The following is a 15,840-nucleotide window of genomic DNA, read 5'->3' as shown; positions in this document are numbered from 1 at the left end:
CTCTTCTCAAGTCAAACAGGTATCAGGTGATTTCGTAAGGCGGTCAGGTCAGCCGAAAGGCCCCTTGCCGCCAAAGCCGCCGAGTCCCTTCGGCAGCAGGTTTCCGAGGCCGCCGCGCAGCATCCCCTTCTTTCCAAGCTTCTGCACCTGCTTCATCATTCCGCGCATGGTCTCGAACTGCTTCAGCAGCTTGTTGACCTCCTGCACCGAGGTGCCGGAACCGGCGGCGATGCGCTTGCGACGCGAAGCCTTGATGATGTCGGGGTTCTTGCGCTCCGCCTTGGTCATCGAGGAGATGATCGCCTCCTGGCGCTTGATCATCCCGTCGTCGACGTTGGCGTCCTTCAGCTGGTCCTTGATCTTGCCGATGCCCGGCAGCATCCCCATCAGGCCGGACATGCCGCCCATCTTGCGGAGCTGCTTCAGCTGCATCGCCATGTCGTCGAGGTCGAAGCCCTGGCCCTTCTCCATCTTGCGGGCGAGCTTTTCGGCTTCGTCCTTGTCGATGGTCTCGACGGCCTTCTCCACCAGCGACACCACGTCGCCCATGCCGAGGATACGGCCGGCGATGCGGTCGGGGTGGAAGGACTCCAGCGCGTCGATCTTTTCGCCGACGCCCAGCAGCTTGATCGGCTTGCCGGTGATCTGGCGCATCGACAGGGCGGCACCGCCACGGGCGTCGCCGTCGATGCGGGTCAGCACGATGCCGGTGATGCCGACCTTGTCGTTGAAGTTGGTGGCGACGGTGACGGCGTCCTGGCCGGTCATCGCGTCGGCGACCAGCAGCGTTTCCGCCGGCTTGGTCGCGTCGCGGACCGCCGCGACCTCCGCCATCAGCTCCTCGTCGATGGCGAGGCGGCCGGCGGTGTCGAGCATGACGACGTCGTAGCCTTCGAGACGGCCGGTCTCGATGGCGCGTTTGGCAATGGCGACCGGGTCCTGGCCCGGCACGATCGGCAGCGTCGCGACGCCGGTCTGCTCGCCGAGAACCTTCAGCTGTTCCTGCGCGGCCGGACGACGGACGTCCAGCGAGGCCATCAGGACCTTCTTGCGCTCCTTCGTCTTCAGACGGAGCGCGATCTTGGCGGTGCTGGTCGTCTTGCCCGAGCCCTGCAGGCCGACCATCAGGATCGGCACCGGGGCGGCGGCGTTCAGGTTGATGTCGGCGCCTTCGCCCAGCATCTCCACGAGGTTGTCGTGAACGATCTTGATGACCTGCTGGCCGGGGGTGACGGACTTCAGCACCTCCTGCCCGACGGCGCGTTCCTTCACCTGGGTGACGAACTGCTTGACGACGGGCAGCGCGACGTCGGCCTCCAGCATCGCCACGCGAACTTCGCGCAGTGCTGCGGAGACGTCCTCCTCGGTCAGCGCGCCACGGCGGCGCAGCTTGTCGAAGATGTCGCCCAGGCGTCCGGTCAGGCCTTCGAACATGCGTTACTCGTTCCCCAGTTCCGGGTCCAGCATCAGAGCCGCCACCCGCACAAGCACGAAAGCGCCAGTGCGCGAACCTCGCGGACTGGCGGAGATACCCGGCATGGGGCCGGGGTACCCGGTCTTTCGACTTGGCGGAAGACAGGTCGGCGGACCATAGAGAAGCCGGCACCACGAGTCAACCGTTGCAAGCGGCCCTCGGACTCCCGCCGAAGGTCGCCCTTGCGGGAGCGCGGTTATCGGTCGCAACCTTGTCACAGTCCGCAGACTCTTAACCAAATTTTGGCGACTCTTTCGGATTATGGGTTACCAAATAGAGAAGGTATGCCGGCGATGTCGTCCGCCCAGGGCTTCGGGTCCAACAGTCCGCGCACCAAGCTGACCCAGAGCCAGCTCAACGCGATCCTGTTGCGGCACCAGGCATTCCGTAAGAGCCAGCCCGGCGGCGTACGCGCCAACCTGAAGATGCGGGACCTGTCGCATCTCGACCTGTCCGGCATCGACCTGTCCGACGCCGATCTGTCGGGCGCCAAGCTGTTCAGCGCGCGGCTGACCGGCGCCAATCTTTCCAACGCCAACCTCTATGCCGCCGACTTGCGGCTCGCCAACCTTGAGAAGGCCGACCTGCGTCGGGCCGACCTGCGTGGCGCGTGCCTGCGCGGCGCGGTGTTGAGCGAGGCGACGCTGGTGGAGGTCGACCTGCGCGACGGCACGCTGCTGCATTACGATGCCAGCGGCGAGATGTACGCGCAGGAGTATGAGGATTCGGTTCTGACGTCGGAACTGACGGCGGCGACCATCCGCGGCGCCGACCTGTCGCGGGCGAAGATCGCCAACGCCTTCGTCATGCAGACCGACCTGACCGACGCCATCCTGCGCGGCACGAAGTTCATGCGGGCCAACCTGACCGGCTCCAACCTGACCGGCTGCGACCTGACCGACGCCGACCTGACGGAGGCGAACCTGTCGGGCGCCCGCTTGTCGGGGGCGGTGATGACCGGCTGCGCCATCAACCGCACCAACTTCAGCGGCGCCACCATGATCGGCGCCATCCTCGACGCCGCCCAGATGCGCTCGCCCAACCTGCAGGCGGCGGTTCTGGCCAAGACGCTGGAGAACCCGGAAGACGACCTGCGCGAGATGCTGATGGAGCATCTGAGCTGGATCGACAGCGGCGGCAAGGCCGGCAAGCGCGCCGACCTGTCGGCGCTGGACCTGTCGGGCCGCAAGCTGGACGGCATCAACCTGTCGGCGGCGATCCTGCAATGCATTGCGCTGCGCGGCGCCAACCTGTCGGGTGCGGCGATGGCGATAGCCGACCTGTCGTTGGCCGACATGCGCAAGGCCAACCTGTCGAAGGCCGATCTGCGTGGCGTGAATTTCGAGCGCGCCACCCTGACCGGTGCCGACCTGACCGGCGCCCAGCTCGGGCCCGTCCATATCCAGACGATGAGCGGCCACATCTGGCGCGCCAATCTGCAGCGCGCCCGGTTGGGCATGGCGCTGCTGTGCAAGGCGGACCTGCGCAAGGCCAACCTCGCCGGGGCAAATCTGGCCGGGGCGGACCTGACCGGCGCCGACCTCAGCGAGGCCGATCTGACCGGCGCCGACCTGACCGGGGCCGTGTTGGACGGCACCACGATGGATCAAGCGATCGTCGAGGAGACAATCGGGCTGGCCAGTTGAAGCGGTCGCCCCGGATCCAGGTCAGGATTCGGGTCAGACGGGGGAGCCGCCCCGCTTCGCCAGCCAGTCGCCGGAGCTGTAGACGCTGCGGACATGGTGGACCAGCAGGTTGCGGGCGTCGATCAACTGGCCCATCCGCTCGCGGCAGGCAACGATGCCGGTGTCGGGGTGATAGACCGGCGCCAGTTCGCGGAAACGCCGCCGCACCTGATCCTCGTCGAAACACCATTCATTGACGAAGCCGAACAGCTGCGCCGCGTCTCGCACTTCGGTGATCTGACCATCAAGCGGCTGGAAGGACAGGCGTTGCAGCGCGTGGGCCAGCGTCTTGTTGCGGTAGCCCAGCGTCTCCACCGCGGCTTCCAGCCGGCGCACGTCTTCGGCCGGCAGGATGCGGGCGCCCGGATCGGCGAGCGCAAGGGCGGCGGCCAGCGCCCTGCGGATCGCGGCGTCTTTGGCCTCGACACCCTCCACCTCCAGCACCGCTTCGCCGCCCGAGTCGCGCAACCCAGGATCGGCTGCCCCCTCCGGCGCCAGCAGCAGGGCGGCCGTCACGAGCGCCGACACCCCGACCCCGCGCAGGGCGGCAAGCTCCAGCACCGCGGCACGAAAATGCGCGCCGCAGGGCACGGTTCGGCCGAGAGCTTGCAAGGAACTGGACTCTTCCGGTGCGGTCATCGTCGGCGCCAACACTTGGTGGAAGCGGGCGCGAGTCTACGCAAACTCTTGAATCGCCGCAATCACGCGTATGGACGCGGCCAGACGGATTTCGCGCAGAAGGATTTGAGCCGGACGGAGTATCGCACCTGGGCTCAGTGCGTCCTCATCGCCCCCGGCTTGGCCGGCAGGCGGTTGAGCAACTCGTCGATATAGGCGGTCTCGTCCTTGCCGGACATAGCGGCGAAGCCCTTCAGCATCTGGCTGCCGAAGGAGAAGACGCTGGACAGGTCGATGCGCCACGCCCCGCCTTCGCGCACGAAGTCGGCCGGAACCAGCGCCGGCCGGTTGTCGACCATCAGCAGGCCCGATGCCCGGTCACCCTTGACCCGCACCGGCCCCAGCGCGCTGCGGGAGATGACGTTGGGGCCGAGCCAGCCCGCCTTCAGCGCATGGTTGGCGATGTCGCCGACCGACATGCGGCGCAGTTCGGACGGGCCGAGATAGCGGCGCAGGCCCATGGCGGCGAAGCGCTCGGCCGGCTCCAGCCGCTGCAGCGGCGCGTCACCGGGCTGGCGGGCGGCGTCACGCACCGACTCCAGCGCTTTGACCGAGTTGCGGGTGAGCAGCGGAATCACCGCCGACCCCCGCTTTTCGGCGAGCGCGCTGCGGGCGGCGTCAAAGGTCGCGGCGACCTCGCGCTCCTCCGGCGTTTCGCGCGGCGGGGCGGCAAAGCTGGTGGATGCTGCGATCAGGATGACGAAGAAGGCGAGGAAAGCGACACGCATGCCAGGGAAAACCCGAAAACGGTTGGAAACGTCACGCCTTTTCCTCGACGCCGAAGAATTCGAGCTGCCAGCGCATCTCTTCATCGGTCATCGGATAGTGCGTGCCGTCGCGAGCATTAAGCGCCGTTTTTGGCGGAATCTGGGCAAGCCGCAACTGGACCTGCCGGGCAAAGCGCATGGTCAGTCCGGCGCGCCACACCAGCGCGGTGACGGCGCGCGGCGCGTGGGTGGCGACGATGCGGTCGACCACCGGAAGCGGGATCTGCGACAGCTCCGCCAGCGCCGCCATGACGAAGCCGCGATCGCCCTCCACCATGGACCCCTCGATCAGCTTCTCGGTCAGCTTGCCTTCCTTGTTCAGGCGGGCCGCCTTGTCGCTGGGGCGTTCCACCGGCTTTTCCGGCCCGGCGGCACCGCCGACCGCCTCCTCGCCGAAATCGACCGGGCCAAGCGGCTGGCCGGGCGCGGTGCCGGCCGCCGCCTGCCCCACCCGCTGGCGCACCGCCTCCACCAGCCCGCGCGCCGCCGCAGGGTCGAGGTCGTCGCGGTCCTGCAGGACCTTCAGCAGATTGTCGGCGACGAAGCTGGCCAGCCGCGCCACCGCGCGCGCCGGCAGGCGCGGACGGCGGACCAGCGGCGAATGCCAGGGTTCGTGCTGCGGCGCCTGATCGAGGATGCGGTCGAGCGTCTCTTCGCGGATCTGGGCCGACGGGTTGCCGAGCAGCGCCGTCACCGCCGCCTCGTCGTCGGAGCGCGCGATGGCGTCGGCGACGGAGGCGGAGACGTTCTGCCGGCTGGCGATGGCGGTCATCGCGCCCCGCACCGGCCCCTTCATGATGATGTCGGTCAGATCCTCTTCGGTGAGGATCGGCGAATGCTGCAGGACCGGCGCGCAGACCGACAGCTCCACGTCGCGGGCCAGCCGGTTGATGACGCCGTGCGGAGCGTTGGGCAGGTCCTTCAGCGCCTCGGCCAGGATGCCGCGCACCTCGCTCGCCTGGTCGCGAGCCAGCGTTTCCAGGCATTCCACCGTCAGCCGCTCGATCTGGATCGCCTGATCGGCCGACAGCTCCGGCAGCAGACGGGCGATCTTCTGCGCCACCGCCTGCCGCACCATGACCTCGCGGTCCTTGGCCAGCAGCAGGTCGGCCTGCCGCGGCGTTCCGGCATTGGTGGCGATGGCGCGCCGCACCTCGGCCGCCGCGTCGGCGGCCAGGAAATACAGCAGCTCCGGCCGGGTCTTGGGATGCTCGGCGACCTTCCGGCGAACCGCCGGATCCTCGCTTTGCACCATCCGCTTGGCGGATTCGTAATCGGCGGGGTCGAGCGTCTCGGGACGCGGGGAGGCGGGCGGGGTCACGGGGCGGGCTCCGCGGCGGAAATGTCGGACGAAGATGCCTGGAAGACCGGCGCCAAGGCGTAATGGCCCTTGCCGCTCTTCTTGGCGTCGTACATGGCGGCATCGGCGCGGTCGGTCAACTCGCGCACCGTCTCGCCGCGGCCGGGGGTATGGACGGCGATGCCGATCGACAGGCCCAGCGGCTTCTCCGGGCTTGCCGACAGGTGGGCAAGATCCCGCATGCCGTTCAGCAGCCGATCGGCGACGATCCGCGCCTTCTCCTCGTCGGTGCGGCCCAGCCACAGCACGAACTCGTCGCCGCCCAGCCGTCCCGGCAAGTCGCCCGGCCGCACCCCGGTGGTCAGCAGCGTGCCGATGGCCTTCAGCACCGTGTCGCCCTGCTGGTGGCCGTGCAGGTCGTTGACCGCCTTGAAGTTGTCCAGGTCGACATAGAGCAGGGCCGACGGCCCGCTGTCCGGCCGCGAAATCGATTCCTCCAGCCGTTCGAAGAAGGTGCGGCGGTTGAACAGGCCGGTCAGCCCATCGCGCTCCGACAGGCGGCGCAGCCGCTCCTGATAGGCGAGATGGGCATGGGCGATACCGATATGGTCGGCCACGCCGGACATCAGTTGGCGGTCGTCGTCGTCCCAGGGCTCCGAATCACCGGCGCGCCAGACCAGCAGGGCGCCGTTCACCGCCTGCCGGTACTCGGTCCGCTCGCCGATCAGCTGCACGTGGCCCAGCCGGTCGGCCAACTGCCCTTCGCCATTGGCGATGCGGTCGAGCAGCGCGGTCCCGACCTCCGGCAACTCCGCGCCGAACTCCGCCACCAGCGACAGGGCGACACGACCCCCGCCCGCGGCGCTGCCGCCCCCCTCCTCCGCCCGGTAGATCCGGCAGCCGTCGGCGCTGAGCGCCCGCGCCGTCTCCGTGGCGGCCACCACCAGCGCTTCCGCGGCGTCGAGCCGGTCGCGCAGGGTGTGGACGATGTGGCCGAGCAGCCGTTCGCGATAACGGATGCGCGCCAGTTCGTTGGAGCGCAGCACCTGTTCGGTCACGTCGCGGCAGACGCCGCGGGCGCCGATCCAGTCGCCTTGCGGCCCGAACAGCGGCAGGGCGGAGGCGACGATGCAGGCCGGCGTGCCGTCGGCGCTCTTCAGCCACAGCTCGGACTGATCGACCGCGCGGCGGCAGTCGAAGGGCATCGGCAGGTCTTCCGCCTCCTCCAGCGCCAGGCTGCGCGGGTCGCGGCCGATCAGCGCGTCGGCCGGATAGCCCAGCGCGCCCTTGTGGCTGACGAAGACGAAGGTGCCGTCCGGTCCCGTTTCCCAGGCGAAGTCGGACGAGACCTCCACCAGATCCTTGTAGCGCCGGCGCGATTCGGTCAGCGTGTGGCGCAGCTGCCGTTCCAGCGTGTCGTCGCGGCCCAACAGCAGGAAGCCGCCGTCGGGCAGCGGCACGCCGGCCCATTCGACGATCATGATCCCGCGCAGCGATTCCACCGGCACCGAACGCAGTCCCGGCGCCACGCTTGACCCCGACAGCCAGTTGCGCAGTTCCGGCAGCCAGCGCGGATCGCTGTCCATCATGTCTTCCGCCTCGGCATTGGCTTCGGCGACGGCCAGCGTCGAATCCAGCCGCAGGGCCGGGCCGGGATACAGCGCGACCAGCGTCACGGGGCCGGTCGGACCGGCATTGGTGGCGGAAGTACCGGTGGTCAGGAGAAGGTCCACGGCGATCCCAGATCGGCGGGCCACGAGGCGGACGAGCCGCGCGGCGGGCGGGGTGAATAACCTTAGGCTGCAAACCGCTATAAGGTCCGGCCCATGCTACCTCTTTAGGGGTTAATCTTCAATCAACCAACGATACGGGGGAGCCCCCCTGACGGCGGATCGACCCAAGGGACCAACCGGTGCTGCGACCATGTGAAGCGCCTTGCGGCGGCACGCCGGCGGCCCCATTCTTGGGGAATGACCGTCCCGACCTCCCCCGCCGCTCCGGCGCCCGACTCCGCCACCGGATCCGCCGGCAATCCCCTTGCCGCGCTGCGCGACCGCGCCGTGTGGATCTTCGATCTCGACAACACGCTCTACCCGGCATCCTGCAACCTGTTCGCCCAGGTCGACCGCCGGATCAACGAGTTCATCGCCACCCATTTCAACATCGGCATGGACGAGGCGCGGGTGCGGCAGAAGCAGTTCTTCCGCGAATACGGCACCACGCTGCGCGGCCTGATGATGGAGCATGACGTCGATCCAGTCGCCTACATGGACTATGTCCACGACATCGACGTAACCGGCGTCCAGCCCTCCGCCCAGCTGGCCGACGCGCTCGCCCGGCTGCCCGGCCGCAAGATCATCTACACCAACGGCTCGGTCCGTCATGCCGAGAATGTCGCCGGCCGGCTGGGCATCCTCGACCGGTTCGAGGCGGTGTTCGACATCGCCGCCGGCGGTTTCGTGCCGAAGCCCGATCCCCGCCCCTACGCCACGCTGGTGGAACGCCACGGCGTCGACCCGGCCGACGCCTGCATGGTAGAGGACATCGCCCGCAACCTCGCCCCCGCCCACGCGCTGGGCATGACCACCGTTTGGGTCCGAGGCGAGAAGGAATACGAGAAGGCCGGTGTCGGCGCCGGGATCCACATCGACCACACCGTGGACGATCTGCCGAGTTGGCTGGCCGCGGTGGCGGGGGTTTAGGGCTTTTCCGCAGGCTTGGTGTTGTTGACAGCGGACGCGATGCGGCTCCATGGTGCCGTCCCTTGGACAATCGACAGCAGAACGACCGCGCCATGAGCCACGCCAGCCTGCAAGCCACCATCGACGCCGCCTGGGAAAACCGGGCCGATCTCACCACCGCCACCACCGGCCCCGTCCGCGACGCCGTGAACGCGGCGCTGGACGCGCTCGATGCCGGCGACCTGCGCGTCGCGGAGAAGACCGCGGACGGCTGGAAGGTCAACCAGTGGCTGAAGAAGGCGGTGCTGCTGTCCTTCCGCCTGAACGCCAACGAGATGATCCCCGGCGGCCCCGGCGGCTCGTCCTGGTTCGACAAGGTGCCGCCGAAGTTCGAAGGCTGGACCGAAGGCCAGTTCCAGAACGCCGGCTTCCGCGCCCTGCCCGGCGCCATCGCCCGCAAATCGTCCTATGTCGCCCCCGGCGTCATCCTGATGCCCAGCTTCGTCAATGTCGGCGCCTATGTCGACAGCGGCACCATGGTCGACACCTGGGTCACCGTCGGCTCCTGCGCCCAGATCGGCAAGAACGTCCACCTGTCGGGCGGCGTCGGCATCGGCGGCGTGCTGGAGCCGCTGCAGGCCGACCCGGTCATCATCGAGGACAACTGCTTCATCGGCGCCCGTTCGGAGATCGTCGAGGGCGTGATCGTCGAGGAAGGCGCCGTCATCTCCATGGGCTGCTACATCGGCGCCTCGACCAAGATCATCGACCGCCACACCGGCGAGGTCTTCATGGGCCGCATCCCGGCCTATTCGGTCGTCGTCCCCGGCTCGCTGCCCGGCAAGCCGCTGCCGGACGGCACTCCCGGCCCGAGCCTGTACTGCTGCGTCATCATCAAGCGCGTCGACGAAAAGACCCGCTCGAAGACGGCGATCAACGACCTGCTGCGGGATTGATCGGCAGGCCGTTCAACCCGTTCCCCCGTCACCCCCGCGAAGGCGGGGGTCCAGGCTTGGCATCGCAGCACTCCGGCCCCTGCACCTGGATCCCCGCCTTCGCGGGGATGACGACCGGCGGAGGCCGGGCCGGTTGGAAAAGAGCCGCATGACCATCGACCCCGTCGCCCTTGCCCAGGACCTGATCCGCTGCCCCAGCGTCACGCCGCGCGATGACGGCGCATTGGGCGTGCTGGAGGCGGCGCTGACGCCGATGGGCTTCACCTGCCACCGCCTGCGCTTCCAGCAGGAAGGGACGGAGCCGGTGGAGAACCTCTATGCCCGGCTCGGCACCGAGGGTCCGAACTTCTGCTTCGCCGGCCACACCGACGTGGTGCCGCCGGGCGACAAGGGCTGGACCGTCGATCCTTTCGCTGGCGAGGTGATGGGCGGGCGCCTGTTCGGCCGCGGCGCGGTTGACATGAAGGGCGCCATCGCCGCCTTCGTCGCCGCCGTGTCGCGCCGGCTGCAGGACGGGCCGCCCGCCGGCTCCATCAGCCTGCTGATCACCGGCGACGAGGAAGGGGTGGCGATCAACGGCACCCGTAAGGTTCTGGACTGGTTGGCGGAGCGCGGCGAGCGCATCGACGCCTGCGTGGTGGGGGAGCCGACCAACCCCAAGGCGCTGGGCGACATGATCAAGATCGGCCGCCGCGGCAGCCTGAGCGGCTTCCTGACCGTGTTCGGCGCGCAGGGCCACGTCGCCTATCCGCATCTGGCCGACAACCCGCTGCCGCGGCTGGTCCGCATGCTGGCCGCCATCACCGAACACCCGATGGACGAGGGAACGGCGCATTTCCAGCCCTCCACCCTGGCGTTGACCACCATCGACGTCGGCAACAAGGCGACCAACGTCATCCCGGCACAGGGCAAGGCGACCTTCAACATCCGCTTCAACGACGCCCACACCCCGGCCAGCATCGAGGCATGGCTGCGCCAAACCTTCGACGCCGTCGGCGGCGCCTATGAGCTGGAGGTCTATTGCTCCGGCGACAGCTTCGTCACCCCGCCCGGCCCGCTGACCGAGCTGGTGGCGGAGGCGGTGGAGGGCGTGACCGGGCGCCGGCCGGAATATTCGACCACCGGCGGCACGTCGGACGCCCGCTTCATCAAGAATGTCTGCCCGGTGGTTGAGTTCGGGCTGGTCGGCCAGACCATGCACAAGGTGGACGAATATTGTTCGGTGGAGGATCTGCGCCAGCTGACCGCCATCTACGAATCGATCCTGAAGGGCGTGTTCGCGCGCCTTGCCGGGTGAGAAGCCTGACCGGGACATGACGATGCCGCTGACCACCCCCGCCATCCTGTCCGCCCTGACCGGCGCGTGGCGGCTGGCCCGTTTCGACCGGACGGGGATGGAGTTCTTCGACCGCACGCCGGACGGCGCGCTGAACTCCTTCTACGCCGCGCTGGTGGTGCTGCCGGCCTATGCGCTGCTGCTGGCGATCCGGCTATGGGACCAGCTGGACGGCACGCCGATCCTGCAGCTGGTGACGGTGGAGGGCATCGCCTATGTCGTCAGCTGGACCGCTTTCCCGCTGGCCCTGTTCCGCATCGCATCGCTGATGGGCAAGGAGCAGCTCTATCCCGGCGCGCTGACCGCCTACAACTGGTCGGCGGTGGTGCAGATGATGATCTACCTGCCGGCCATCGTGCTGTCCGCCACCGGCCTGCTGCCATCGGGGGTGTCCGAAGCGCTGGTCTTCGGCGTGATGATGGCGATGCTGACCTACCAGTGGTTCGTCCTGCGCACCGCCCTGTCGCTGCCGGGGTTGGCCGCCGCGGCGCTGGTGATGCTGGACCTGTTCCTGTCGGCGGCGATCAGCGATCTGGCGGATGGGATGCTGTGAGGCTCTGATTTGCCATCGGCTTTGCCCCCACCCCATCCCTCCCCCGCTTCGCGGGAGAGGGGGCAAGATGCTTGTCGGCGTGACGCAAACGCCAGAGTGGCGGCAGTCCCCTCTCCCGCCAAAGGCGGGGGAGGGTTAGGGAGGGGGCAAAAGGCCCCTACTCCCCGCAATCACCCCTGCGTGCTGACGCCCGCTTCGGCGAAGGTCGCCATGCCGGCGTGGCAGGCGACGGCGGACTTCACGATGTTGATCGCCAGCGCCGCACCGGATCCCTCGCCCAGCCGCATGCCGAGATCGAGCAGCGGCTCCTTGCCGATGGCCTGCATCAGGCGGGTGTGGCCCGGCTCGACCGAGCGGTGGGCCACCATGCAGTGGTCGAGCGCGCGGCGGTCGGCCTTGTAGAGCACGGCGGCGGCGGCGGTGCAGGCGAAGCCGTCGAGCAGAACCGGAACGCGGGCGACGCGGGCGGCCAGGATGGCGCCGGCGATGGCGGCGAACTCGTAGCCGCCCAGGCAGCGCAGCGCCTCGAACGGGTCGTTCTTGGCCTGCGGGTTGGCGGCGACGCCGGCCTCCACCGCGGCGATCTTGCGGGCGAGGCCCTCGTCGTCGATGCCGGTGCCGCGGCCGGTCCAGTCGGCCGCCTCGCCGCCGAAGAGGGCGAGGCAGAGGGCCGCCGCCGAGGTCGAGTTGGCGATGCCCATCTCGCCCAGCGACAGCAGCTGGACGCCCATCTCCACCGCCATCATGCCGTAGGCCATGGTGCGGCAGCAGTCCTCCTCACCCATGGCCGGGCCCTGGGTGAAGTCGGCGGTCGGGTTGTCCAGGTCGAGCTCGTAGACGCGGAGGTCGGCGTCGGCCACTTCGCAGAGCTGGTTGACCGCGGCGCCGCCATTCTGGAAGTTGGCGACCATCTGCACCGTCACATCGGCCGGGAAGGCCGAAACGCCGCGGGCGGCCACGCCGTGGTTGCCGGCGAAGACGGCGACACGGGGACGGCGCGCCTCGGCCGGGTGCTGGCCCTGCCACGTCGCCATCCACTGAGCGATCTCCTCCAGCCGGCCGAGGGAGCCCGCAGGCTTGGTCAGCTGCCGTTCGCGCTGGAGGGCCGCGGTGCCGGCCTCCAGGTCGGGGCCGGGCAGGTTGCGCACGAGCGCGCGGATTTCCTCGAAGGTGACGGCGGGCTGCTGGTTGCTCATGATCGGTCCTGAGGGGTGAGCGCCAAAAAACGGCGCGACCTTGCACCCATCCGACCGTCAAGTCAAAGCGCCAGAGTAGGGCATTTTGACCCCACCCCGCCCAGTTGACAGCTTTACGCCGCCTTGGCGACCCCGTCGGTCCCGGCGGCACCCGCGGTGGCCGAGGCGACCGGCGTCGCCGATTCGGACCCGACGATGCGGCCAAGCCCGAGCCCGAAGCCCATGGCGACGCCGGTGCCCGCCGTCTGGTCGGTGCGTACCGGCTCGTCACGCATGCGGCGGTGGTCCTTGTCGCGCAGGCGGGCCGGGCGGCCGCTGACGCTGTCGACCTCGTCCGGAGTCTCCAGGGCGTTCAGCGCCAGCACCTGATAGATCGACAGCGGCGTGCCGTTCAGCGACTTGGCCGGCGCCATCGGCACCTGGGTGGTGAAGCCGTCGGGCATGTCCTGCTTGCGCACCGCGTCGTTGACCACCTGGGCCGGGGCGAAGTTGGCCAGCGGGTTCTCCGAGAATTTGGTGGCGAAGCGGTCGTAGATCTCCTTCAGAGACTTCGCCTTGCCGGTGGCCTTGTCGTAGAAGACGTTCTTGTTGGCCGCCGCCGCGTCGGGGAAGACGTCGCGGGCGGTGCGGCCGGGATTCTCCTGCATCGCGTTCAGGAACTTCGACGCGCCGCCGGCCCCGAGGAAATGCGCCAGATACAGCTCGGTCGAGCCGATCTTGCCGTCCACCGTCTCCTCCAGATACTCCTTGTTGTCGCGGGTGTATTCCGCGGCCATCAGGGCCGACGCGGTCGGGTCCTTGCGCAGCTCCAGGATCTCCTTCTTCATCGCCGGGTCAGCGACATAGGGCCGGCCGTCGCCGCGAGTCTGGATGGCGCTGGCGTATTTGCCATAGCCATGGTCGGCGCCATGGTCCTTCATCGTCTGCAGCCAGGTGCTGTCGATGAACTGGTAGAGCCCGGTCGCCGAGGAGGAGGAGGACTTTATGTCCGTGCGATAGCCGCTCTCCACGGCAGCTTTTTCCATGAGGTAGGAAAAATCGACCCCCGTCTTCGCGCTGGCATTGCGCACGGCGGCCTCCACATTGGCCGGGCCACGGGTGGCCCCTGCGGCCTGGGTGGCTGCGTTGCTGAGGTTGCCGAGGGCGGAAGCGTAGGTCATGGGTCGATCCCCGTGTGATGGCCCCGATGGGAGGCGCTCACTTCCATGCAGACACCGTGCCAAACGGACAGAGGCTTGATGACGCCGCGGAGCGGGCCTAGCCTTGTCATGACGCGGCATCCCGCCCTCTCGCCAAGCGCCATCCGATGCTGTATGTTAACGTATAGGTAAACCAAACAATCTTGCTCTGGGAGACTCGCCCCGCCATGACCTACACCGCTCCGGTCGACGATCTGCGCTTCGTCCTGAACGAGGTGGTGGGCCTCGACGCCATCGCCGCCCTGCCCCATTGCGACAGCGCCGCCCCCGATCTGGTCGACGCCATCCTGGAAGAGGCCGGCAAATTCGCCTCCGGCGTGCTCGCTCCGCTGAACCGGGTCGGCGACAAGGAAGGGGCGAAGCTGGAGAACGGCGTCGTCCGCACCGCCACCGGCTGGAAGGAGGCCTATGGCCAGTTCACCGAGGCCGGCTGGAACAGCCTGCCCTTCGAACCAGAGTATGGCGGGCAGGGCCTGCCCTGGACGGTCGCCTTCGCGGTGAACGAGATGTGGCAGGCCGCCAACCTGTCCTTCGGCCTGTGCCCGCTGCTGACCCAGGGCGCGGTGGATCTGCTGACCGAGCATGCGAGCGCGGAGCAGAAGGCGGTCTATCTGTCGAAGATGATCTCCGGCGAATGGACCGGGACGATGAACCTGACCGAACCGCAGGCCGGCAGCGACCTTGCCGCGGTGCGGACCAAGGCGGTGCGGGCCGGGGACGGCAGCTATCGCATCACCGGCCAGAAGATCTTCATCACCTATGGCGAGCATGACCTGACGGAGAACATCGTCCATCTGGTGCTGGCCCGCCTGCCCGACGCCCCGGCCGGCATCAAGGGCATCAGCCTGTTCATCGTGCCGAAGTTCCTGCCCAAGCCGGACGGCACGCCGGGCGAGCGCAACGACCTGCGCTGCGCCAGCCTGGAGCACAAGCTGGGCATCATGGCCAGCCCGACCGCGGTGATGGCCTATGGCGACGACGAGGGCGCCATCGGCTACCTCGTCGGCGAGGAGAACCGCGGCATCGAATACATGTTCACGATGATGAACAACGCCCGCCTCGGCGTCGGCATCCAGGGCGTGGCGATCGCCGAGCGCGCCTATCAGCAGGCCCGCGACTACGCCAAGGCCCGTGTGCAGAGCAAGGATCTGGCCGATCCCAAGGGCTCCGGCGTCGCCATCATCAAGCATCCGGACGTGCGCCGCATGCTGCTGGACATGCGCGCCAAGACCGAGGCTGCCCGTGCGCTGGCGCTCTATGCCGGCACGCAGCTGGACATCTCCCGCCACCACGAGGATCCGGCGGTGCGCGCCGCGGCCACGGCGCGGGTCGATGTGCTGACCCCGATCGTCAAGGCATGGTCCACCGACATCGGCTGCGAGGTGGCCTCGACCGGCGTGCAGATCCATGGCGGCATGGGCTTCATCGAGGAGACCGGCGCCGCCCAGCATTACCGCGATGCCCGCATCACCCCGATCTATGAGGGCACCAACGGCATCCACGGCAACGACCTGACCTTCCGCAAGACCGGCCGCGACAAGGGCGCGGCGGCAAGAGCCTTCGTCGCCGACATGCGGGCGACGGTGGAGGAACTGGGCTCGGCCCCCGGCGACGATCTGGCGGTGATCCGCACCGAGCTGTCGTCCGGACTGGACGCGCTGGACAAGGCCATCGACTGGATGGTCGCGACCCAGGCGGAAGGCGACCTGCAAGGGGCGGCGGCCGGCGCGGTGGCGTATCTGAAGCTGTGGGGCAATGTGGCCGGCGGCTGGATGCTGGCTCGCTCGGCGATGAAGGCGATGGAGGGCATGCGCCAGCCCGGCGCCAACGCGTCCTTCCTGGAAACCAAGCTGATCGTCGCGCGCTTCTACGCCGAGCAGGTGTTGGCCACCGCCCCCGCCCTGCTGCCGACCATCGCCAGCGCCCGCAACACGGTGATGGCGCTGAGCGAAGAGCAGTTCTGACCAATGTGTCCGGCCCCTCTCTCCAGCTGGGAGAGGGGCTTTCCCTGCGTT

The 15,840-nt window shown here is 68.6% G+C and carries 13 protein-coding genes; 6 read left to right on the top strand and 7 right to left on the bottom strand.

Annotated elements, in window-relative coordinates; translation table 11 throughout:
* Positions 1-48 precede the first annotated feature (48 nt).
* On the bottom strand, positions 49-1,434 hold the full coding sequence (ffh, locus tag M5E06_RS01460; RefSeq protein ID WP_109075295.1) for a signal recognition particle protein: 1,386 nt from the start codon (positions 1,432-1,434) through the stop codon (positions 49-51).
* A 333-nt stretch (positions 1,435-1,767) separates the two neighbouring features.
* Here ffh and M5E06_RS01455 point away from each other — a divergent pair, with 333 nt between their 5' ends.
* Positions 1,768-3,120, top strand: coding sequence for a pentapeptide repeat-containing protein (locus M5E06_RS01455; RefSeq protein WP_252136911.1), 1,353 nt, complete (start codon positions 1,768-1,770; stop codon positions 3,118-3,120).
* Between the two features lie 33 nt (positions 3,121-3,153).
* Here M5E06_RS01455 and M5E06_RS01450 read toward each other — a convergent pair whose 3' ends face one another.
* From M5E06_RS01450 to M5E06_RS01435, 4 genes are all read right to left on the bottom strand, one after another.
* On the bottom strand, positions 3,154-3,798 hold the full coding sequence (locus M5E06_RS01450) for a hypothetical protein (protein ID WP_252136910.1): 645 nt from the start codon (positions 3,796-3,798) through the stop codon (positions 3,154-3,156).
* A 134-nt stretch (positions 3,799-3,932) separates the two neighbouring features.
* Positions 3,933-4,565 (bottom strand): hypothetical protein, encoded by a 633-nt coding sequence (locus tag M5E06_RS01445; protein ID WP_252136909.1) that lies wholly within the window; start codon positions 4,563-4,565, stop codon positions 3,933-3,935.
* Between the two features lie 31 nt (positions 4,566-4,596).
* A complete protein-coding gene (locus tag M5E06_RS01440) occupies positions 4,597-5,925 on the bottom strand; it encodes a DUF2336 domain-containing protein (protein ID WP_109150138.1) in 1,329 nt (442 codons plus the stop codon).
* Entirely contained in the window at positions 5,922-7,637 is a 1,716-nt protein-coding gene (locus M5E06_RS01435) for a sensor domain-containing diguanylate cyclase (protein WP_252136908.1), read from the bottom strand. The genes M5E06_RS01440 and M5E06_RS01435 overlap by 4 nt, the downstream gene beginning before the upstream one ends.
* Positions 7,638-7,874: 237 nt before the next feature.
* On the opposite strand from M5E06_RS01435, the gene M5E06_RS01430 reads away from it, so the two are divergent.
* The 4 genes from M5E06_RS01430 (at position 7,875) to M5E06_RS01415 (ending at position 11,430) form a co-directional block, all read left to right on the top strand.
* The gene (locus M5E06_RS01430; RefSeq protein ID WP_109150140.1) at positions 7,875-8,606 is read left to right on the top strand and encodes a pyrimidine 5'-nucleotidase; all 732 of its coding nucleotides are present in this window, start codon (positions 7,875-7,877) and stop codon (positions 8,604-8,606) included.
* A 92-nt stretch (positions 8,607-8,698) separates the two neighbouring features.
* Positions 8,699-9,541, top strand: a complete 843-nt coding sequence (gene dapD, locus M5E06_RS01425) for a 2,3,4,5-tetrahydropyridine-2,6-dicarboxylate N-succinyltransferase (protein ID WP_109150141.1) — start codon at positions 8,699-8,701, stop codon at positions 9,539-9,541.
* A gap of 148 nt (positions 9,542-9,689) precedes the next feature.
* Positions 9,690-10,838 (top strand): succinyl-diaminopimelate desuccinylase, encoded by a 1,149-nt coding sequence (gene dapE / locus M5E06_RS01420; RefSeq protein ID WP_252136907.1) that lies wholly within the window; start codon positions 9,690-9,692, stop codon positions 10,836-10,838.
* Positions 10,839-10,854: 16 nt separating this feature from the next.
* Complete coding sequence (locus M5E06_RS01415; protein WP_252136906.1) at positions 10,855-11,430, top strand: hypothetical protein; 576 nt, start codon at positions 10,855-10,857, stop codon at positions 11,428-11,430.
* A gap of 170 nt (positions 11,431-11,600) precedes the next feature.
* Here M5E06_RS01415 and cobT read toward each other — a convergent pair whose 3' ends face one another.
* Together cobT and M5E06_RS01405 are read right to left on the bottom strand one after the other, a co-directional pair.
* Positions 11,601-12,626 (bottom strand): nicotinate-nucleotide--dimethylbenzimidazole phosphoribosyltransferase, encoded by a 1,026-nt coding sequence (gene cobT, locus M5E06_RS01410; protein WP_109150145.1) that lies wholly within the window; start codon positions 12,624-12,626, stop codon positions 11,601-11,603.
* A gap of 113 nt (positions 12,627-12,739) precedes the next feature.
* A complete protein-coding gene (locus tag M5E06_RS01405) occupies positions 12,740-13,786 on the bottom strand; it encodes a lysozyme family protein (RefSeq protein WP_252136905.1) in 1,047 nt (348 codons plus the stop codon).
* A 206-nt stretch (positions 13,787-13,992) separates the two neighbouring features.
* On the opposite strand from M5E06_RS01405, the gene M5E06_RS01400 reads away from it, so the two are divergent.
* A complete protein-coding gene (locus tag M5E06_RS01400; protein WP_109150147.1) occupies positions 13,993-15,789 on the top strand; it encodes an acyl-CoA dehydrogenase in 1,797 nt (598 codons plus the stop codon).
* The last annotated feature ends 51 nt before the right edge of the window (positions 15,790-15,840 follow it).

Source organism: Azospirillum sp. A1-3 (genome assembly GCF_023806445.1).
Classification (GTDB): Bacteria; Pseudomonadota; Alphaproteobacteria; order Azospirillales; family Azospirillaceae; genus Azospirillum.
The sequence above is the reverse complement of the archived record's forward strand: the minus strand, read 5'-3'. Positions and strand labels throughout refer to the sequence as shown.

Excerpts from the sequence above, each read along its gene's own strand:
- ffh (WP_109075295.1), bottom strand. The coding sequence starts at position 1,434 with ATGTTCGAAGGCCTGACCGGACGCCTGGGCGACATCTTCGACAAGCTG.
- M5E06_RS01455 (WP_252136911.1), top strand. The coding sequence starts at position 1,768 with ATGTCGTCCGCCCAGGGCTTCGGGTCCAACAGTCCGCGCACCAAGCTG.
- M5E06_RS01450 (WP_252136910.1), bottom strand. The coding sequence starts at position 3,798 with ATGACCGCACCGGAAGAGTCCAGTTCCTTGCAAGCTCTCGGCCGAACC.
- M5E06_RS01445 (WP_252136909.1), bottom strand. The coding sequence starts at position 4,565 with ATGCGTGTCGCTTTCCTCGCCTTCTTCGTCATCCTGATCGCAGCATCC.
- M5E06_RS01430 (WP_109150140.1), top strand. The coding sequence starts at position 7,875 with ATGACCGTCCCGACCTCCCCCGCCGCTCCGGCGCCCGACTCCGCCACC.
- dapD (WP_109150141.1), top strand. The coding sequence starts at position 8,699 with ATGAGCCACGCCAGCCTGCAAGCCACCATCGACGCCGCCTGGGAAAAC.
- dapE (WP_252136907.1), top strand. The coding sequence starts at position 9,690 with ATGACCATCGACCCCGTCGCCCTTGCCCAGGACCTGATCCGCTGCCCC.
- M5E06_RS01415 (WP_252136906.1), top strand. The coding sequence starts at position 10,855 with ATGACGATGCCGCTGACCACCCCCGCCATCCTGTCCGCCCTGACCGGC.
- cobT (WP_109150145.1), bottom strand. The coding sequence starts at position 12,626 with ATGAGCAACCAGCAGCCCGCCGTCACCTTCGAGGAAATCCGCGCGCTC.
- M5E06_RS01405 (WP_252136905.1), bottom strand. The coding sequence starts at position 13,786 with ATGACCTACGCTTCCGCCCTCGGCAACCTCAGCAACGCAGCCACCCAG.
- M5E06_RS01400 (WP_109150147.1), top strand. The coding sequence starts at position 13,993 with ATGACCTACACCGCTCCGGTCGACGATCTGCGCTTCGTCCTGAACGAG.